Below are 18,462 nucleotides of genomic sequence, written 5' to 3'. Positions count from 1 at the left end.
CCCCTTCAAACTCAAGATTTCAATGCTTCGGCAAGTTTCGCGATTTTGCCGCGAATCGAGCCATCGATAACCAGGTCGCCGGCGCGGATGACGACACCACCAATCAGGGCAGCGTCCTCCGCAACTTGCAGGCGCACTTCCCGGTCGAGTCGTGCACTGAGAACCTTGGCGAGTTTGTCTTGCTGTTCTTGGTTCAACGCAAAAGCACTGGTGACTTCCACATCTACCGACTTCTCTTGCTCGGCCTTGTACAGGTCGAACAGAGCGGCGATCTCCGGCAGAAGCAGGAGACGGTCGTTTTCGGCAACGACGTGGATGAAATTCTGTGCCTTGGCATCGAACTTGTCGCCGCACACGTCGATAAACGTGGCGGCCTTGTCTGCGCTCGTCAGTCGCGGGGCCTTGAGCACGCGCCGCATGGTGTCGTCTTGCGACACCGCTGCAGCCAGGCCGAGCATGGCTGACCAAGAGGCCAGCTGCTGGTGGGCCTGAGCGTGCTCGAAGGCCGCCTTAGCGTAAGGTCGGGCCAACGTGGTCAGTTCTGCCATGATCGCCCTCGCTTAAATTTCAGCAGCCAGTTTGTTAACCAGCTCCGCGTGCGCGTTTTGATCGATTGTGGCACCCAGGATCTTCTCGGCGCCGCCAACGGCCAGCACACCCAGTTGGGCACGCAGCGCGTCTTTGACACTGTTCAGTTCCTGCTCGATCTCGGCCTGAGCCTGAACCTTCACACGGTCAGCGTCGACACGGGCTTTTTCAACAGCCTCTTCGACGATCTGGTTACCGCGTTTCTTGGCTTGCTCAATGATTTCGGCTGCCTGAGCTTTTGCTTCGCGCAGTTGCTGACCCGCTTTCTCTTGGGCCAGTTCCAGGTCGCGAGCTGCTCGGCTGGCAGCGTCCAGTCCATCCGCGATCTTCTTCTGACGTTCGTGCAAAGCCGCGATGACCGGAGGCCACACGAACTTCATGCAAAACAGTACAAAAATGAAGAACGCAACGGACTGGCCAATCAGGGTTGCATTAATGTTCACGCCAACACCTCGCTCGTTCGTTGTCCATCACACCAATCAACTCGAAAATTCGAGTGATTAGCCAGCGAGTTGACCAACGAAGGGGTTCGCGAAGGTGAAGAACAGAGCGATACCAACGCCGATCATGGTTACGGCGTCGAGCAGGCCGGCAACGATGAACATTTTAACTTGCAGCATTGGAACCATTTCTGGCTGACGCGCAGCGCCTTCCAGGAACTTGCCGCCCAACAGGCCGAAACCAATTGCGGTACCCAGTGCGCCCAGGCCGATCAACAGTGCAACAGCGATAGCGGTTAGACCAACTACAGTTTCCATCTTTCCTCCCGACTTTTACGTCGTATGGTTTAGGTTTTTTAGATTAAAGCGGTAAAACAAATCGTTTCATCGTGCCCTATACGGGCCCCCTCCCGTTTGACCGGGAGGGACATCAGACTGGTCGAGACCGGTCTTAATGGTTCTCTTCGTGCGCCATCGACAGGTAGACGATGGTCAGCATCATGAAGATAAACGCTTGCAGGGTGATGATCAGGATGTGGAACACAGCCCACGCCCATTGCAGCACCACGCCCAGGCCGCTGAGCCAGAGCAGGCCGCTGCCGAACATCACGGCGATCAGAATGAACACCAGTTCGCCAGCGTACATGTTGCCGAACAGACGCAGTGCCAGGGAGATTGGCTTGGCGATCAGCGTCACGAATTCAAGCAGGAAGTTCACCGGAATCAGCAGCGCCTGAATGAAGATGTTCTTGCTGCCGAACGGGTGCAGGGTCAGTTCGCCGATGAAACCGCCGATACCCTTGATCTTGATGCTGTAGAAAATGATCAGCGCGAACACCGAGAAGGCCATGGCCAGCGTGGCGTTCGGGTCGGTGGTCGATACGGCACGGAAAGGAATGTGCGCATCGCCGGAGATCAGGATGGCCAGCTGAGGAATCCAGTCGACCGGGATCAGGTCGATGGCGTTCATCAGGAACACCCAGACGAAGATAGTCAGTGCCAGCGGTGCAATCACTGGGCTACGGCCATGGAAGCTGTCTTTCACGCTGCCATCGACGAACTGGACCAATACTTCAACGAAGTTCTGCAAAGCACCTGGCTGACCGGAAGTTGCCTTCTTGGCCGCCATGCGGAAAAGAAGAACGAAGATCAGACCCAACGCCACAGACCAGCCGAGAGTATCGACGTGGAATGCCCAGAAGCCCATTTCTTTGGCTTCTGCTGCGGTGTGGGCAAAGCCCCAGCCGCCATTAGGTAGCTGACCGAAGGTCAGGTTCTGCAAGTGGTGCTGGATATAGCCCGAAGCGGTTGTTTCTGCCATGGTTGCCTCAAACGCCCTAAGGTCTCGAAAGTCTTGTTCTCATAAGCAGGGGAGCGAACCAGCTGACCAGTTGAGTCAACACGAAGACGCCGAATACAGCTAGCGGCGCCAATGGCTTCACACCTGCGAACGTCAATGCAAAGAGCACTGCCGTCAAAATCAATTTGCCCGCCTCGCCGGCATAAAAAGACCGGACGATGGCTTGAGCTGCTCGGGCGCCGGAAAACCGAAATGCCCTGTGAGCGAAATACACATTGGGTAGCAAGGCTATCAGTCCCCCGCAAAGGCCTGAGTATCCGGCTACGACTCCATGCCATTGCCAGAGCGCCAAGGCGGCCAGCAGTAAAACGACCAATTGAGCCAATAAAACCGGGAAAACCGCCAAGCGATGGAACGGCAAGCGGTTTGGCGTGCGGGTTTCCATCACTCTTGCTCCTCATGGGTCGGCTGCCAGAATTCAATAACTTGGCATAATTTGTGCCGACAAAATGCGCGCAGAGTATAGGGGCGGTTCAGCCCCTATTCAACTGCCGGGTAGTGATTTCCGACTGCACGCTACATGAGGAAATGTTTCAGCGGATGTGTGCAAGGACGCCTTGGAGCTCATCGAGGGAGTTATACCCGATCACCAACTGACCTTTCCCTTTCTTTCCGTGACGAATCTGCACCGCAGAGCCTAGGCGCTCGGCCAGGCGCTGCTCCAGGCGAGCGATATCCGGGTCGGGTTTGACCGGTTCGGCAGGCTGCTGTTTGCCACTCAACCACTGGCGAACCAGGGCTTCGGTCTGGCGTACGGTGAGACCGCGTGCGACAACGTGTCGCGCCCCTTCAACCTGTTGATTTTCCGGCAAGCCCAGCAAGGCACGGGCATGACCCATTTCCAGGTCACCGTGGGACAGCATGGTCTTGATCACTTCAGGCAAAGCGATCAGGCGCAGCAAGTTGGCTACGGTGACGCGGGACTTACCCACAGCCTCTGCAACCTGCTGCTGAGTCAGCTGGAATTCCTGCTGCAGACGCTGCAGGGCAACCGCTTCCTCGATGGGATTGAGATCTTCGCGCTGGATATTCTCGATCAGCGCCATGGCGATGGCGGTTTCGTCCGGCACATCGCGGACCATCGCCGGGATGGTTTCCTGGCCCGCCTGCTGGCTGGCACGCCAGCGACGCTCGCCGGCGATGATTTCAAAACGGCCGGAACCGATCGGACGCACCACGATCGGCTGCATCACGCCCTGAGTCTTGATCGAGCTCGCCAGTTCTTCCAGCGCCTGTGGGTCCATGTCCCGGCGCGGCTGATACTTGCCGCGCTGGATCAGGTCCAGTGGCAGGTGTTGCAGCTCGCGCACATCGGCTTGAACCGCTTGTTCTTCCAGTGCGCTGACAGTCGGACCACTCAACAGTGCATCCAGTCCACGTCCGAGACCTCGTTTCTTGACGGCCATGGGGATTCCTTAAGTTGGCTGGGCAGCGGCTGCGCGTGAATTTTTCCGTTGCCGACGAACCATCTCGCCAGCGAGGGCCAGATAGGCGATGGCACCGCGGGACTGTTTGTCGTAGGCCAACGCCGGCATGCCATAACTGGGGGCTTCCGCCAGACGGATGTTGCGTGGGATCACCGTGTCGTACAGCTGATCGCCGAAGTGTTCCTTGAGCTGAGCGGAAACATCGTTCATCAGGCTCAGGCGCGGGTCGTACATGGTCCGCAGCAAGCCTTCGACCTTGAGGTTCGGATTGAGCAATTCGGAGATGCGCTTGATGTTATCCACAAGGTCGCTCAGACCTTCGAGTGCGAAGTACTCGCACTGCATGGGGATAATGACCCCATCAGCGGCGACCAAGGCGTTGAGCGTGAGCATCGACAGCGACGGCGGGCAGTCGATCAGAATGTAATCGTAGTTTTCCCGGATCGGCGCCAGGGCGCTGCGCAGACGGCTTTCCTTCATCTGCATTTCCAGCAGAACGACTTCCGCGGCGGTCAGGTCGCGGTTCGCCGGCAGCAGTTGATAACCGCCGTGCTCGGAGTAGTGCATGGCCTGGGCCAGATCGCATTCGCCGATCAGCAGGTCGTAGACCGAATTTTCCAGGCCGTGTTTATCCACACCGCTACCCATGGTGGCGTTGCCCTGTGGATCAAGATCGATCAACAGCACCCGGCGCTTGGTAGCAACCAGCGATGCTGCGAGGTTGATGCAGGTGGTGGTCTTGCCCACACCACCTTTCTGGTTCGCTATCGCGAATACCTTAGCCATTCTTGCTTGTGTTCCCAATCATGCCGTGCGGCGCAGTATCAGCAGATGGCGTTGGCCTTGGCAACCGGGTACGGCCAGGGCGTGTTCGCTATCGAGGTGGAAGTCTGCCGGCAATGCTACCAGCTCATCGGCGGGATGAACGCCCTTCATTGCCAGCCAACGTGTATCGCGGTCGCCGAGGTGGCGAGTCCAGTTGGTGAAGTTCTCCATGCTGCTGAACGCCCGGGAAATGATCCCGTTGAATGGCTGCTGCGGCTGGAAAGCTTCGACACGACTGTGGATAACATTCAGGTTATCCAGCTTCAGTTCCAGTTTGACCTGGGTCAGGAAGCGGGTTTTCTTGCCATTGCTGTCCAGGCAGGTCACTTGCGAATCCGGAAACAGGATAGCCAATGGAATACCCGGCATCCCGCCGCCACTGCCAACGTCCAGCCAGCGGCCGTTTTCGATGAACGACATCACGCTGAGGCTATCGAGCAGATGACGCGAGACCATTTCATCCGGATCGCGCACGGCGGTCAGGTTGTAAGCCTTGTTCCATTTGATCAACAGGGCCAGATAACCCAGCAGTAATTCGTGCTGGGCTTCTGTCAGGTTGACACCGAGTTGGCGAGCACCTGTGGATAACTCTTCTGCATGTTGCGAGGTGACCTGCGAACTCAAGCGCTTTGCTCCAACTGACGGCCCGCGCCGCGTTTTTTCAAGTGAATCATCAACAGGGAAATCGCCGCCGGGGTAACACCCGGGATCCGCGAAGCCTGGCCCAGGGTTTCAGGACGAGTGGCGCCGAGCTTGCTCTGGATCTCTTTCGAGAGGCCAGAGATGTTGCTGTAGTCGATATCCACAGGCAGCTTGGTGTCTTCGCTGGCCCGCAGACGAGCGATTTCGTCCTGCTGGCGATCGATGTAACCGGCGTACTTGGTCTTGATCTCGACCTGTTCGGCGACCTGTGGATCTTCTGCACCCTGCCCGGTCACTTCGACCAGACCAGCGTAGTCAATTTCCGGACGGCTCAGCAGATTCAGCAAGTTGTACTCATGGGTCAGCGGTGTGCCGAATTTTTCGGCGATCGCATCACCCTGTTCGGTACCCGGACGAACCCAGGTGCTTTTCAGGCGCTGCTCTTCCAGGGCAATGCCTTCGCGCTTCTTGCAGAACGCAGCCCAACGGACATCGTCCACCAGACCCAGTTCCCGACCTTTTTCGGTCAGGCGCAGGTCGGCGTTGTCTTCACGCAGGATCAGGCGGTATTCGGCACGGGATGTGAACATCCGATACGGTTCCTGGGTTCCCAGGGTAATCAGGTCGTCGACCAGCACACCGATGTAGGCCTCGTCGCGACGTGGGCACCAGCTGTCTTTGCCCTGCGCGCGCAGTGCGGCGTTGGCTCCGGCGAGCAAACCCTGGGCGCCGGCTTCTTCGTAGCCGGTGGTGCCGTTGATCTGGCCGGCAAAGAACAGGCCACCGATCACTTTGGTTTCCAGGCTGTACTTCAGGTCGCGCGGATCGAAGTAGTCGTATTCGATGGCGTAGCCGGGACGCACGATGTGGGCGTTTTCCATGCCGCGGATCGATTGCACGATCTGCAACTGCACATCGAACGGCAAGGATGTGGATATCCCGTTCGGGTACAGCTCGTGGGTGGTCAGGCCTTCCGGTTCGATGAAGACCTGATGGCTTTCCTTGTCGGCAAAGCGATGGATCTTGTCTTCGATCGACGGGCAGTAGCGCGGGCCGATCCCCTCGATCACCCCGGAATACATCGGCGAACGATCAAGGTTCGAAGCAATGATCTCGTGGGTACGGGCATTGGTATGGGTGATCCAGCAACTGACCTGCCGCGGATGCTGCTCTTTCGAGCCCAGGAACGACATCACTGGAATCGGCGTATCGCCCGGTTGTTCGGTCATCACCGAGAAATCCACGGAACGACCATCGATACGCGGCGGCGTGCCGGTTTTCAGGCGACCGACACGCAGCGGCAGTTCACGCAGACGATGGGCCAGGGCGATCGAAGGTGGATCGCCGGCACGACCGCCGGAATAGTTCTGCATCCCGATGTGGATAAGTCCACCGAGGAAAGTACCGGTGGTCAACACCACGGATTCGGCGAAGAAACGCAGGCCCATTTGGGTCACTACGCCGCGAACCTGGTCCTGTTCGACGATCAGGTCATCCGCTGCCTGTTGAAATATCCACAGGTTCGGCTGGTTTTCCAGGATTTCGCGGACAGCGGCCTTGTACAGAATACGGTCGGCCTGGGCGCGAGTAGCGCGCACGGCCGGGCCTTTGCGGCTGTTCAACACACGAAACTGAATACCACCTTTATCGGTAGCCATGGCCATCGCGCCGCCGAGGGCGTCGATTTCTTTGACCAGATGACTTTTACCGATCCCGCCAATCGCGGGGTTGCAGCTCATCGCTCCGAGGGTTTCCACGTTGTGCGTCAGCAACAGGGTTTTTGCCCCCATGCGTGCTGATGCAAGTGCTGCCTCGGTACCGGCATGACCGCCGCCGATGACGATCACTTCAAAACGGGAAGGGAAATCCACCACGCACCTCGTGCCTGCTTATATGGGTAAAAAAGGATGGGTTCTTGGGATAACGGACAAGTATAGGGTCTTCGCCCTTCCTAAAGAACCCTTTGCACAAAATTTAACCAGCTGTGGATGACTCACGGACAATAGAAATTAAAAAGAAAGAAATTTATTAAATCTTTGTTTTTATGTTTATTCTTAGGCACCGACCTATCTGTGGATAGATTAATACAGCCCTTTGTTTTCAATGTGTACAGAGATTCAAAAGTCTGTGGTTAGGTGGCCACGAGGCCCTTGGATAACCGGTGTAAGCCTGTGGATTAAAGTGGTGCTTATCCACAGAGCGGGTTTTCCTCAGTTTTGAGGCCCTGTTATCAACTGAGCCTAAGGGCAGTTATTCACAGGGCTTAATCCACAGAAAAAAGCTCAGCCGACCAAAGGGCGCCCACGAGAAATCCACCGAAGTGCTCGAGGCGCCCGGCAAACTCGGAAATGGTGGGGGGGACGAGGGATTGCGGGAGCGGGTTCGCCCGTGATGCCGGCAGAAATCGCCATTGAGCATCACGAGCGAGCCGTCGAACGGCTGCTCCTGGGGGATGGGGTTATTTACCGATACAGAAGCTGGAGAAGATCCGGCCCAGCAGGTCGTCCGAGCTGAAAGCGCCGGTAATTTCTCCCAGGGATTGCTGGGCTTGGCGCAGGTCTTCAGCCAGCAGCTCGCCGGCGCCGGCCAGGGTCAGTTGCGAACGGCCATGTTCAAGCGCCTCACTGGCGTGGTGCAGGGCTTCCAGGTGGCGCCTGCGCGCACTGAAGCTGCTTTCGGATGTCTGCTCGTAACCCATGCAGGCCTTGAGGTGCTCACGCAGCAGTTCCAGGCCCTCGCCTCCCGCCTTGGCGCTCAGGCTGATGGTCACGTGGCCATCGTCGCTGACTTCCAGGGCGATCGCTTCGCTGGTCAGATCGGCCTTGTTGCGGATCAGCGTGACTTTCGCCGGATCCGGCCGCTGTTCCAGGAATTCCGGCCACAGGGCGAAGGGGTCCAGCGCTTCCGGTGCCGTGGCGTCGACCACCAGCAATACGCGGTCGGCTTCGCCAATGGCCTTGAGGGCACGTTCCACACCAATCTTTTCTACCTGGTCTTCGGTATCGCGCAGCCCCGCGGTATCCACAACGTGCAGCGGCATGCCGTCGATGTGGATATGTTCGCGCAGCACATCCCGGGTGGTACCGGCGATCTCGGTGACAATGGCCGCTTCGCGTCCGGCCAGGGCATTGAGCAGGCTGGACTTGCCGGCGTTGGGTCGGCCAGCAATGACAACGGTCATACCGTCACGCAGCAAGGCGCCCTGCCCGGCTTCTCGGACCACTGTGGATAACTCGTCGCGTACTGCGTCGAGCATCTGCAGGACGTGACCATCGGCCAGGAAGTCGATTTCTTCCTCGGGAAAATCGATGGCCGCCTCGACGTAGATACGCAGTGCGATCAATTGCTCGGTCAGGTTATGCACACGCTTGGAGAACGCTCCCTGCAAAGAGCGCAGTGCGTTACGCGCGGCTTGTGCGGAACTGGCTTCGATCAGGTCGGCGATAGCCTCGGCCTGTGCCAGGTCGAGCTTGTCGTTGAGGAAGGCGCGCTCGCTGAATTCCCCCGGCCGGGCCAGGCGGCACCCCAGCTGCAGGCAACGCTGCAGCAACATATCCAGGACAATCGGGCCGCCATGACCCTGAAGTTCCAGCACGTCTTCGCCGGTAAAGGAGTTCGGCCCCGGGAAATACAGGGCGATCCCCTCGTCCAGGACCTCATCCCGATCGCTGAAAAACGGCCCGTAATGGGCGTAACGCGGTTTCAGCTCACGGCCGCTGATGGCCTTGGCGGCAACGCTGGCCAGCGGTCCGGAAATACGCACGATGCCCACACCACCACGCCCCTGGGCAGTGGCTACGGCTGCGATGGTTTCACGAGGGACATTCATAACCCGCTCCAGACATAAAGAGGCAGACAAAAGTGACAGATAGCAAAACGCCCCACTAGGGGGCGTTTTGAGTGGTTATCCACAGAGTAGGTCAGGCCGCTGCTTTCTTGGTAGCGGCTTCGATCTTACGTGTGATGTACCACTGTTGTGCGATCGACAGGCAGTTGTTCACAACCCAGTACAGCACCAGACCCGCCGGGAACCACAGGAAGAAGAAGGTGAAGATGATTGGCATCATTTTCATCACCTTGGCCTGCATCGGATCCGGAGGAGTCGGGTTCAGCTGCTGCTGGATGAACATGGTGGCGCCCATGATGATCGGCAGGATGAAGAACGGATCCTTGATCGACAGGTCGGTAATCCACAGCATGAACGGTGCCTGGCGCATTTCCACGCTTTCCAGGAGTACCCAGTACAAGGACAGGAACACCGGCATCTGCACGAGGATTGGCAAGCAACCACCCAGCGGATTGATCTTCTCTTTCTTGTACAGCTCCATCATGGCTTGCGACATTTTCTGCCGGTCGTCGCCATGTTGCTCTTTCAGAGCCGCCAGTTTCGGCGCCACTGCACGCATACGCGCCATGGATTTGTAGCTGGCTGCCGACAGCGGGAAGAAGATCCCCTTGATCAGCATGGTCAGGAAGATGATCGACCAGCCCCAGTTACCCACAATGCTGTGGATATGTTGCAGCAGCCAGAAGATTGGCTGGGCAATGAACCACAGAATGCCGTAGTCGACGGTCAGTTCCAGGCCTGGGGACAACTCTTTCAGTACGGCCTGGCTTTTTGGACCGGCGTACAGAGTGGCGGTGGTTTCAGCCTTGGCACCTGGTGCAACGGTCAGCGCCGGGCCAGTGAAACCGATGATGTAGTTGCCTTGGTTGTCCTTGCGGGTCTGCACCACGTTGCTTTCGTTCTTCGCCGGGATCCAGGCGGTCACGAAGTAGTGTTGCAGCCAGGCAACCCAGCCACCTTGCACGGTTTCTTTCAGCGAGCCCTTGTCGATATCTTTCATCGACACTTTTTTGTACGGCTCGGAACTTGTCCACAGGGCGGCGCCCAGGTAAGTCGCGGTGCCGGTTGCGGTGCTGGAAGAAGGATCGGAGCTGGCGTCGCGTTTGAGCTGAGCAAACAGGTTGCCAGTCCAGGCCTTGTCGCTGGTGTTGTCGATCAGATAGGTGACTTTCAGATCGTACAGACCGCGGGTAAAGGTGAAACGCTTGATGTAGTTGACGCCGGCGTCGCTGAATTTCAGGTCGACATTCAGCTGGTTCTGGCCGTCAGCCAGTTGATAAGTCTTTTTCTCGGCCGAATAAACCGGGCGTCCTGCAGGACGGGCATCCGGACCGTTGACACCGGTCAGGCCGCTTTGCGCCAGATAAGTACGTTCGCCACCGTTATCGAACAGTTGGAACGGAATTTCCGGATGGTCCTGGCGACGTGGATACAGCGGCAGCTTCAGCTGGGCGATATCACCACCTTGAGGATCGATAGCCAGATCGAGCACATCCGTTTTTACCTGGATGAGGTCTTTGCTTGCCGCTACCGGAGTTTCGGTAGGGGTGCTGGTATCGGTATTCGCGCTGGGTACATCGGCACTGGCGGAAGCATTGTTACCAACAGGCGTATCCGGTAGAGCCGGGGTGGCGGTGTTGGCAGCAACATTCTGAGTCGGCAGGGCAGCCTGGCCATAATCCTGGTTCCACTTAAGAACCATGACGTAGGACACGATTGCCAGGGCGACGATCAGGATCGTGCGTTTAATATCCATGATTACTCGGCCATCGAAGAAGAACGGGAGGTAGGGATAGGTGGAACCGGGTCATAACCACCGGGATTCCACGGATGACAGCGACCTAAACGACGAAAGGTCAGCCAGCCACCGCGCAGAAGGCCATGATTTTCGATGGCTTCATACGCGTAGCAGGAACAGCTGGGGTAGAAACGACAGTGACTGGCCATCAGAGGACTAATGGCATAGCGATAAAACTGGATCGGAACGAGTGCCAGTTTACGCATTCGGGCTGTCTACCCCTACAGTTTCGGTTTTGACTGCTGGTGCCGGCTTGTTACGGGCCAGACGCTTCCAGAGCTTGTCGAAATGCTGAATCAATTCGGGGTTTTCTACATCGCCCAAACCTTTGCGCGCGACGATAACGATGTCCCAGCCGACCAGAGAATCCTGGTTCAGGCGAAACGATTCGCGCATCAGACGTTTGAGGCGATTGCGCTCAACGGAGAGCTTGACGCTCTTTTTTCCGATAACCAGCCCCAGACGGGGATGATCCAGATCGTTGTTGCGCGCAAGGAGCAGGAGATTTTTCCCCGGAACCTTGCCGGTAGGGGAGTCAAAGACTGCCTTGAAATGCCGGGGGGTAAGCAGACGCTTTTCCCGACTGAAGTCCTGACTCACCTCCAGTGCCGGAGTATCAAACTGCCAGACGCGCACGACCTTTGGCGCGACGACGCGACAGGACGGCACGACCGTTCTTGGTAGCCATGCGAGCACGGAAACCGTGGGTACGAGCGCGTTTGATAGTGCTTGGTTGGAAAGTACGTTTCATTGTCGTGTTACCTGGTTCGTCCACAACGGGCCGGAATGGCCCCCGTTTTAAGAGATCGGCGATTCTAGAGAAAGCAAGCCTCTAGGTCAATTTCCAACCAGCTTTTCCTTTATCTGGGTATGTCCGCCTCTGAGGCCGAAGAACCGGGTCAGCCAGATATAAAAATAAAGAAGGGAATTATTTAAAGCTTTTCTGTAAAGCTTATAAAGGCTAGGGACGCCCCTGTCTGTGGATAACTACATTCAACCCTTATAAAACGTGCTGTACAGAGAATGACAACACTGTCGAGAAACGGTGTTCTGCCTGTGCTGCGCTATCGGAAAAGCTGTGTGTGGAAAGGTGAGTTATCCACAAGCGGGTTATCCACCGATTTTCGCCCCCAGTTGTGCAATGCCCTTAGGCGTGGTTATCCACAGAGCTTATGCACATACCATTGGTCGTGTTTTTTCGGGATAAAGCGTTGATTCATAGCGCCCTGTGATCAACCTACATGTGGATAAGTGTGCGTCTGGTCGTTACAATGGCGGCTTGTTTTTGCCTCACCGGCTTTCAACTTAGGGGATATCCGTGTCAGTGGAACTTTGGCAGCAGTGCGTGGAGCTTCTGCGTGATGAGCTGCCTGCCCAGCAATTCAACACTTGGATCCGTCCGCTACAGGTCGAAGCCGAAGGCGACGAGTTGCGTGTATACGCACCGAATCGTTTTGTTCTCGATTGGGTCAACGAAAAGTACCTGGGCCGCGTGCTCGAGCTGCTGGATGAGCATGGCAATGGCATGGCGCCGGCGCTTTCCTTATTAATAGGCAGCAAACGCAGTTCCGCTCCTCGTGCGGCACCCAATGCTCCGCTGGCCGCCGCGGTTGCCTCTCAGGTTCAGCAGGCAGCTGCTGCCGCCCCGGTCGCTGCGCCGGCTCCGGCCGCACCGACCAAGCCGGCGACCCAGAAAGTCGCCGAAGTCAGCGAAGAACCCTCTCGTGACAGCTTCGACCCGATGGCGGGGGCCAGCTCGCAGCAGGCTCCAGTGCGCGCCGAACAGCGCACCGTTCAAGTGGAAGGTGCGCTCAAGCACACCAGTTACCTGAACCGCACCTTCACCTTCGAAAACTTTGTGGAAGGCAAGTCGAACCAGCTGGCCCGCGCCGCGGCCTGGCAGGTAGCCGACAATCCCAAGCATGGTTACAACCCGCTCTTCCTTTATGGGGGCGTAGGTTTGGGTAAGACCCACTTGATGCATGCTGTGGGTAACCATCTATTAAAGAAGAACCCGAATGCCAAGGTCGTTTACCTGCATTCCGAGCGCTTCGTGGCTGACATGGTCAAGGCGCTGCAACTCAACGCGATCAATGAGTTCAAACGCTTCTACCGTTCGGTGGATGCGTTGCTGATCGACGATATCCAGTTCTTCGCCCGCAAGGAGCGCTCCCAGGAAGAGTTTTTCCACACCTTCAACGCCCTGCTCGAAGGCGGCCAACAGGTGATTCTCACCAGTGACCGCTATCCGAAGGAAATCGAAGGCCTGGAAGAACGCCTGAAATCGCGCTTCGGCTGGGGCCTGACCGTGGCGGTAGAGCCACCGGAACTGGAAACCCGCGTCGCGATCCTGATGAAGAAAGCCGACCAGGCCAAAGTCGAACTGCCTCACGATGCGGCGTTCTTCATTGCCCAGCGGATTCGCTCCAACGTGCGTGAGCTGGAGGGTGCGCTCAAGCGTGTCATCGCCCACTCGCACTTCATGGGGCGCGACATCACCATCGAGCTGATTCGCGAATCGCTGAAGGACCTGCTGGCTCTGCAGGACAAGCTGGTCTCTGTGGATAACATTCAGCGTACAGTCGCCGAGTACTACAAGATCAAGATCTCCGATCTGCTGTCCAAGCGTCGCTCGCGTTCTGTCGCGCGTCCGCGCCAGGTGGCCATGGCCTTGTCCAAGGAACTGACCAACCACAGCCTGCCGGAAATCGGCGACGTGTTCGGCGGCCGCGACCACACTACGGTCTTGCACGCATGCCGCAAGATCAATGAACTTAAGGAATCCGACGCGGACATCCGCGAGGACTACAAGAACCTGCTGCGTACTCTGACCACTTGATGACTCCAGCGCAGCTTATTAAGGCAAGGGACTAGACCATGCATTTCACCATTCAACGCGAAGCCCTGTTGAAACCCCTGCAACTGGTCGCCGGCGTCGTCGAACGTCGTCAGACCTTGCCGGTACTTTCCAACGTGCTGTTGGTTGTCGAAGGCCAGCAACTGTCGCTGACCGGTACCGACCTGGAAGTCGAGCTGGTCGGTCGCGTGCAGCTGGAAGAGCCGGCGGAGCCAGGCGAAATCACTGTCCCGGCGCGTAAGCTGATGGACATCTGCAAGAGCCTGCCGAACGATGCCCTGATCGACATCAAGGTCGATGAGCAGAAGCTGGTGGTCAAAGCTGGCCGTAGCCGCTTTACCCTGTCCACCTTGCCGGCCAACGATTTCCCGACCGTGGAAGAAGGTCCGGGCTCGCTGACCTGCCAGCTGGAGCAGAGCAAGCTGCGTCGCCTGATCGAACGCACCAGCTTCGCCATGGCCCAGCAGGACGTGCGCTACTACCTCAACGGCATGCTGCTGGAAGTCTCCGCCGGCATCATCCGTGCCGTGGCCACCGACGGTCACCGCCTGGCAATGTGCTCGATGCAGGCCGATATCGGTCAGCCGGATCGCCACCAGGTGATCGTGCCGCGCAAGGGCATCCTGGAACTGGCCCGCCTGCTCACCGAGCCGGACGGCAATGTCAGCATCGTGCTGGGTCAGCACCACATCCGTGCGACCACCGGCGAGTTCACCTTCACTTCCAAGCTGGTCGACGGCAAGTTCCCGGACTACGAGCGCGTGCTGCCGAAGGGCGGTGACAAGCTGGTGCTGGGCGACCGTCAGGCGCTGCGCGAAGCCTTCAGCCGTACCGCGATCCTGTCCAACGAGAAGTACCGCGGTATCCGTCTGCAACTGGCCAACGGTCAGCTGAAAATCCAGGCGAACAACCCGGAGCAGGAAGAGGCGGAAGAAGAGGTAGGCGTGGAATACAACGGCGGCTCGCTGGAGATCGGCTTCAACGTGAGCTACCTGCTCGACGTGCTGGGCGTGATGACCACCGAACAGGTACGCCTGATCCTGTCCGATTCCAACAGCAGTGCGCTGGTGCAGGAATCCGACAACGACGACTCGGCCTACGTTGTCATGCCGATGCGCCTGTAATCATGCTCAGCAGAAGCTAGATGTCCCTCAGTCGTGTCTCGGTCACCGCGGTGCGCAATCTGCACCCGGTGACCTTCTCCCCCTCCCCCCGCATCAACCTCCTCTACGGCGCCAACGGCAGTGGCAAAACCAGCGTGCTGGAAGCCATCCACTTGCTGGGGCTTGCTCGCTCGTTTCGCAGTGCCCGTTTATTGCCGGTGATCCAGTACGAACAACTCGCCTGTACGGTGTTCGGTCAGGTCGAGCTGGCGGAAGGAGGACATAGCAGCCTGGGGATATCTCGCGACCGCCAGGGTGAGTTCCAGATCCGCATTGACGGGCAGAACGCCCGCAGTGCCGCGCAGCTGGCGGAGATCCTGCCCCTGCAGTTAATCAACCCGGACAGTTTCCGCTTGCTGGAAGGGGCTCCGAAAATTAGGCGCCAGTTCCTTGATTGGGGTGTGTTCCACGTGGAACCGCGCTTCATGTCAACCTGGCAGCGCTTGCAGAAGGCCCTGCGGCAGCGGAACTCATGGCTGCGGCATGGTACACTTGACGCCGCTTCGCAAGCAGCCTGGGACAGGGAGCTGTGTCAGGCCAGCGCTGAAATTGATGAATACCGCCGCGCTTATATCAAAGCCTTGAAACCAGTCTTTGAGCGGACCTTGAGCGAGCTGGTAGAGCTCGAGGGCTTAACGCTTAGCTATTACCGTGGTTGGGATAAAGAGCGAGAGCTCAGTGCAGTGCTCGCGACATCCCTCCATCGTGATCAGCAAATGGGTCATACCCAGGCCGGCCCCCAACGTGCTGATTTGCGTCTCAGATTGGGCGCACACAACGCTGCGGACATCTTGTCCCGCGGTCAGCAGAAGTTGGTGGTCTGTGCCTTGCGGATCGCCCAGGGGCACCTGGTCAGCCAGGCCCGGCGCGGTCAGTGTATTTATCTGGTGGATGACTTGCCGTCCGAGCTGGACGAGCAGCATCGCCGCGCACTTTGTCGCTTGTTGGAAGACTTACGCTGCCAGGTGTTCATCACCTGTGTAGACCACGAATTATTGAGGGAAGGCTGGCAGACGGAAACGCCAGTTGCCCTGTTCCACGTGGAACAGGGCCGTATCACCCAGACCCACGACCATCGGGAGTGAAGGCATGAGCGAAGAAAACACGTACGACTCGAGCAGCATTAAAGTGCTGAAAGGTTTGGATGCCGTACGCAAACGTCCCGGTATGTACATTGGTGACACCGACGATGGCAGCGGTCTGCACCATATGGTGTTCGAGGTGGTCGATAACTCGATCGACGAAGCTCTGGCTGGCCACTGCGACGACATCAGCATCATCATCCACCCGGACGAATCCATTACCGTGCGCGACAACGGTCGCGGCATCCCGGTAGACGTGCATAAAGAAGAAGGCGTTTCCGCAGCGGAGGTCATCATGACCGTGCTGCACGCCGGCGGTAAGTTCGACGACAACTCCTACAAAGTATCCGGCGGTCTGCACGGTGTGGGTGTGTCGGTAGTGAACGCCCTGTCCGAAGAACTGGTGCTGACCGTTCGCCGCAGTGGCAAGATCTGGGAGCAGACCTACGTTCACGGTGTGCCTCAGGCGCCTATGGCGATCGTCGGTGACAGCGAAACCACCGGTACCCAGATTCACTTCAAGGCTTCCAGCGAGACTTTCAAGAACATCCATTTCAGCTGGGACATCCTGGCCAAGCGGATTCGTGAACTGTCCTTCCTCAACTCTGGTGTCGGTATCGTTCTGAAGGACGAGCGCAGTGGCAAGGAAGAGCTGTTCAAGTACGAAGGCGGCCTGCGTGCGTTCGTTGAATACCTGAACACCAACAAGACTGCAGTCAACCAGGTGTTCCACTTCAACGTGCAGCGTGAAGACGGCATCGGCGTGGAAATCGCCCTGCAGTGGAATGATAGCTTCAACGAAAACCTGCAGTGCTTCACCAACAACATTCCGCAGCGCGACGGCGGCACCCACCTGGTGGGCTTCCGTTCGGCACTGACGCGTAACCTGAACAACTACATCGAGCAGGAAGGTCTGGCGAAGAAGCACAAGGTCGCCACCACCGGTGACGATGCCCGCGAAGGCCTGACCGCGATCATTTCGGTCAAGGTGCCGGATCCGAAGTTCAGCTCCCAGACCAAAGACAAGTTGGTGTCTTCCGAAGTGAAGACCGCGGTCGAACAGGAAATGGGCAAGTACTTCTCCGACTTCCTGCTGGAAAACCCGAACGAAGCCAAGCTGGTGGTCGGCAAGATGCTCGACGCCGCCCGTGCCCGTGAAGCGGCGCGTAAGGCCCGTGAGATGACCCGCCGTAAAGGTGCGCTGGATATCGCCGGCCTGCCGGGCAAACTGGCGGACTGCCAGGAAAAAGACCCTGCCCTTTCCGAACTCTACCTGGTGGAAGGTGACTCTGCTGGCGGCTCCGCCAAGCAGGGACGCAACCGCAAGACCCAGGCGATTCTGCCGCTCAAGGGCAAGATTCTTAACGTCGAGAAAGCGCGCTTCGACAAGATGATTTCCTCGCAAGAGGTCGGCACCTTGATCACTGCACTCGGCTGCGGCATCGGCCGCGAAGAGTACAACATCGACAAGCTGCGTTATCACAACATCATCATCATGACCGACGCCGACGTCGACGGTTCGCACATCCGTACCCTGCTGCTGACTTTCTTCTTCCGTCAGCTGCCGGAGCTGATCGAGCGTGGCTACATCTACATCGCTCAACCGCCGCTGTACAAGGTCAAGAAAGGCAAGCAAGAGCAATACATCAAAGACGACGACGCCATGGAAGAGTACATGACGCAGTCGGCCCTGGAAGATGCGAGCCTGCACCTGAACGAAGAAGCACCGGGTATTTCCGGCGAGGCGCTGGAGCGCCTGGTGAACGACTTCCGCATGGTCATGAAAACCCTCAAGCGTCTGTCGCGCCTGTACCCTCAGGAGCTGACCGAGCACTTCATCTACCTGCCTGCCGTGAGCCTGGAGCAACTCTCCGATCACGCGGCCATGCAGGATTGGCTGGCCCAATATGAAGTCCGCCTGCGCACCGTCGAGAAGTCCGGCCTGGTCTACAAGGCCAGCCTGCGTGAAGACCGTGAACGTAATGTCTGGCTGCCAGAGGTCGAACTGATCTCCCACGGCCTGTCGAACTACGTCACTTTCAACCGCGACTTCTTCGGCAGCAATGACTACAAGACCGTCGTCACCCTCGGCGCTCAACTGAGCTCCCTGCTGGACGAAGGCGCTTATATTCAGCGTGGCGAACGCAAGAAGGCGGTGACCGAGTTCAAGGAAGCCCTGGACTGGCTGATGACCGAAAGCACCAAGCGCCACACCATCCAGCGATACAAAGGTCTGGGCGAGATGAACCCGGATCAGCTGTGGGAAACCACCATGGACCCAAGCGTGCGCCGCATGCTCAAGGTCACCATCGAAGACGCCATCGGCGCCGACCAGATCTTCAACACCCTGATGGGTGATGCGGTCGAGCCTCGTCGCGACTTTATCGAAAGCAACGCCCTGGCGGTATCCAACCTGGATTTCTGATCCGGGTT

The 18,462-nt window shown here is 57.9% G+C and carries 18 protein-coding genes; 4 read left to right on the top strand and 14 right to left on the bottom strand.

The window, feature by feature from the left end:
* Positions 1 to 11 precede the first annotated feature (11 nt).
* The 14 genes from J4D52_RS07235 to rpmH form a co-directional block, all read right to left on the bottom strand.
* Entirely contained in the window at positions 12 to 548 is a 537-nt protein-coding gene (locus tag J4D52_RS07235; protein ID WP_007924505.1) for a F0F1 ATP synthase subunit delta, read from the bottom strand.
* A gap of 12 nt (positions 549 to 560) precedes the next feature.
* Positions 561 to 1,031 carry a F0F1 ATP synthase subunit B gene (locus J4D52_RS07230; protein ID WP_007924504.1) on the bottom strand — a complete coding sequence of 157 codons (471 nt, stop codon included), beginning with the start codon at positions 1,029 to 1,031 and terminating at the stop codon, positions 561 to 563.
* Positions 1,032 to 1,088: 57 nt separating this feature from the next.
* Positions 1,089 to 1,346 (bottom strand): F0F1 ATP synthase subunit C, encoded by a 258-nt coding sequence (atpE, locus tag J4D52_RS07225; protein ID WP_002555987.1) that lies wholly within the window; start codon positions 1,344 to 1,346, stop codon positions 1,089 to 1,091.
* 133 nt (positions 1,347 to 1,479) lie between these two features.
* A complete protein-coding gene (gene atpB / locus J4D52_RS07220) occupies positions 1,480 to 2,349 on the bottom strand; it encodes a F0F1 ATP synthase subunit A (protein ID WP_025806879.1) in 870 nt (289 codons plus the stop codon).
* A gap of 16 nt (positions 2,350 to 2,365) precedes the next feature.
* Positions 2,366 to 2,773 carry a F0F1 ATP synthase subunit I gene (locus J4D52_RS07215; protein ID WP_016703952.1) on the bottom strand — a complete coding sequence of 136 codons (408 nt, stop codon included), beginning with the start codon at positions 2,771 to 2,773 and terminating at the stop codon, positions 2,366 to 2,368.
* Positions 2,774 to 2,921: 148 nt separating this feature from the next.
* Positions 2,922 to 3,794: a ParB/RepB/Spo0J family partition protein gene (locus J4D52_RS07210; RefSeq protein WP_102676302.1), complete on the bottom strand. Its 873-nt coding sequence runs from the start codon at positions 3,792 to 3,794 to the stop codon at positions 2,922 to 2,924.
* 9 nt (positions 3,795 to 3,803) lie between these two features.
* Positions 3,804 to 4,601, bottom strand: coding sequence for a ParA family protein (locus tag J4D52_RS07205; RefSeq protein WP_009051700.1), 798 nt, complete (start codon positions 4,599 to 4,601; stop codon positions 3,804 to 3,806).
* 18 nt (positions 4,602 to 4,619) lie between these two features.
* Positions 4,620 to 5,264 (bottom strand): 16S rRNA (guanine(527)-N(7))-methyltransferase RsmG, encoded by a 645-nt coding sequence (rsmG, locus tag J4D52_RS07200; protein ID WP_009051701.1) that lies wholly within the window; start codon positions 5,262 to 5,264, stop codon positions 4,620 to 4,622.
* Positions 5,261 to 7,153 carry a tRNA uridine-5-carboxymethylaminomethyl(34) synthesis enzyme MnmG gene (gene mnmG / locus J4D52_RS07195; RefSeq protein WP_025806877.1) on the bottom strand — a complete coding sequence of 631 codons (1,893 nt, stop codon included), beginning with the start codon at positions 7,151 to 7,153 and terminating at the stop codon, positions 5,261 to 5,263. Before mnmG ends, rsmG begins: the two co-directional genes overlap by 4 nt.
* 587 nt (positions 7,154 to 7,740) lie before the next feature.
* Positions 7,741 to 9,111, bottom strand: coding sequence for a tRNA uridine-5-carboxymethylaminomethyl(34) synthesis GTPase MnmE (gene mnmE, locus J4D52_RS07190; RefSeq protein WP_063433537.1), 1,371 nt, complete (start codon positions 9,109 to 9,111; stop codon positions 7,741 to 7,743).
* Positions 9,112 to 9,202: 91 nt separating this feature from the next.
* A complete protein-coding gene (gene yidC, locus J4D52_RS07185; protein ID WP_009051704.1) occupies positions 9,203 to 10,885 on the bottom strand; it encodes a membrane protein insertase YidC in 1,683 nt (560 codons plus the stop codon).
* A 2-nt stretch (positions 10,886 to 10,887) separates the two neighbouring features.
* Positions 10,888 to 11,133, bottom strand: coding sequence for a membrane protein insertion efficiency factor YidD (gene yidD, locus J4D52_RS07180; RefSeq protein ID WP_010465488.1), 246 nt, complete (start codon positions 11,131 to 11,133; stop codon positions 10,888 to 10,890).
* On the bottom strand, positions 11,126 to 11,527 hold the full coding sequence (rnpA, locus tag J4D52_RS07175; RefSeq protein ID WP_025806875.1) for a ribonuclease P protein component: 402 nt from the start codon (positions 11,525 to 11,527) through the stop codon (positions 11,126 to 11,128). The genes yidD and rnpA overlap by 8 nt, the downstream gene beginning before the upstream one ends.
* 16 nt (positions 11,528 to 11,543) lie before the next feature.
* Positions 11,544 to 11,678 carry a 50S ribosomal protein L34 gene (gene rpmH / locus J4D52_RS07170; RefSeq protein WP_003213577.1) on the bottom strand — a complete coding sequence of 45 codons (135 nt, stop codon included), beginning with the start codon at positions 11,676 to 11,678 and terminating at the stop codon, positions 11,544 to 11,546.
* A 567-nt stretch (positions 11,679 to 12,245) separates the two neighbouring features.
* Here rpmH and dnaA point away from each other — a divergent pair.
* From dnaA to gyrB, 4 genes are read left to right on the top strand one after another with little or no spacing between them, the layout of a single operon-like run.
* Positions 12,246 to 13,766 (top strand): chromosomal replication initiator protein DnaA, encoded by a 1,521-nt coding sequence (gene dnaA, locus J4D52_RS07165; protein ID WP_023967689.1) that lies wholly within the window; start codon positions 12,246 to 12,248, stop codon positions 13,764 to 13,766.
* A gap of 38 nt (positions 13,767 to 13,804) precedes the next feature.
* Positions 13,805 to 14,908, top strand: a complete 1,104-nt coding sequence (gene dnaN, locus J4D52_RS07160) for a DNA polymerase III subunit beta (RefSeq protein ID WP_009046209.1) — start codon at positions 13,805 to 13,807, stop codon at positions 14,906 to 14,908.
* Between the two features lie 20 nt (positions 14,909 to 14,928).
* Complete coding sequence (gene recF, locus J4D52_RS07155) at positions 14,929 to 16,032, top strand: DNA replication/repair protein RecF (protein ID WP_007924472.1); 1,104 nt, start codon at positions 14,929 to 14,931, stop codon at positions 16,030 to 16,032.
* Positions 16,033 to 16,036: 4 nt separating this feature from the next.
* On the top strand, positions 16,037 to 18,454 hold the full coding sequence (gyrB, locus tag J4D52_RS07150) for a DNA topoisomerase (ATP-hydrolyzing) subunit B (protein WP_007924471.1): 2,418 nt from the start codon (positions 16,037 to 16,039) through the stop codon (positions 18,452 to 18,454).
* Positions 18,455 to 18,462 lie beyond the last annotated feature (8 nt).

Origin of the sequence: Pseudomonas sp. GW460-12-10-14-TSB1, from assembly GCF_017349775.1 — a bacterium.
GTDB classification, from domain to species: Bacteria; Pseudomonadota; Gammaproteobacteria; order Pseudomonadales; family Pseudomonadaceae; genus Aquipseudomonas; species Aquipseudomonas piscium.
This window is presented reverse-complemented; position numbering and strand designations above follow the sequence as displayed.

What these genes read in the sequence shown, in the direction of transcription:
- atpE (WP_002555987.1), bottom strand. Translation starts at nt 1,346, where the DNA reads ATGGAAACTGTAGTTGGTCTAACCGCTATCGCTGTTGCACTGTTGATC.
- yidD (WP_010465488.1), bottom strand. Translation starts at nt 11,133, where the DNA reads ATGCGTAAACTGGCACTCGTTCCGATCCAGTTTTATCGCTATGCCATT.
- J4D52_RS07205 (WP_009051700.1), bottom strand. Translation starts at nt 4,601, where the DNA reads ATGGCTAAGGTATTCGCGATAGCGAACCAGAAAGGTGGTGTGGGCAAG.
- mnmE (WP_063433537.1), bottom strand. Translation starts at nt 9,111, where the DNA reads ATGAATGTCCCTCGTGAAACCATCGCAGCCGTAGCCACTGCCCAGGGG.
- J4D52_RS07215 (WP_016703952.1), bottom strand. Translation starts at nt 2,773, where the DNA reads ATGGAAACCCGCACGCCAAACCGCTTGCCGTTCCATCGCTTGGCGGTT.
- dnaN (WP_009046209.1), top strand. Translation starts at nt 13,805, where the DNA reads ATGCATTTCACCATTCAACGCGAAGCCCTGTTGAAACCCCTGCAACTG.
- gyrB (WP_007924471.1), top strand. Translation starts at nt 16,037, where the DNA reads ATGAGCGAAGAAAACACGTACGACTCGAGCAGCATTAAAGTGCTGAAA.
- atpB (WP_025806879.1), bottom strand. Translation starts at nt 2,349, where the DNA reads ATGGCAGAAACAACCGCTTCGGGCTATATCCAGCACCACTTGCAGAAC.
- recF (WP_007924472.1), top strand. Translation starts at nt 14,929, where the DNA reads ATGTCCCTCAGTCGTGTCTCGGTCACCGCGGTGCGCAATCTGCACCCG.
- rpmH (WP_003213577.1), bottom strand. Translation starts at nt 11,678, where the DNA reads ATGAAACGTACTTTCCAACCAAGCACTATCAAACGCGCTCGTACCCAC.
- J4D52_RS07210 (WP_102676302.1), bottom strand. Translation starts at nt 3,794, where the DNA reads ATGGCCGTCAAGAAACGAGGTCTCGGACGTGGACTGGATGCACTGTTG.
- J4D52_RS07235 (WP_007924505.1), bottom strand. Translation starts at nt 548, where the DNA reads ATGGCAGAACTGACCACGTTGGCCCGACCTTACGCTAAGGCGGCCTTC.
- yidC (WP_009051704.1), bottom strand. Translation starts at nt 10,885, where the DNA reads ATGGATATTAAACGCACGATCCTGATCGTCGCCCTGGCAATCGTGTCC.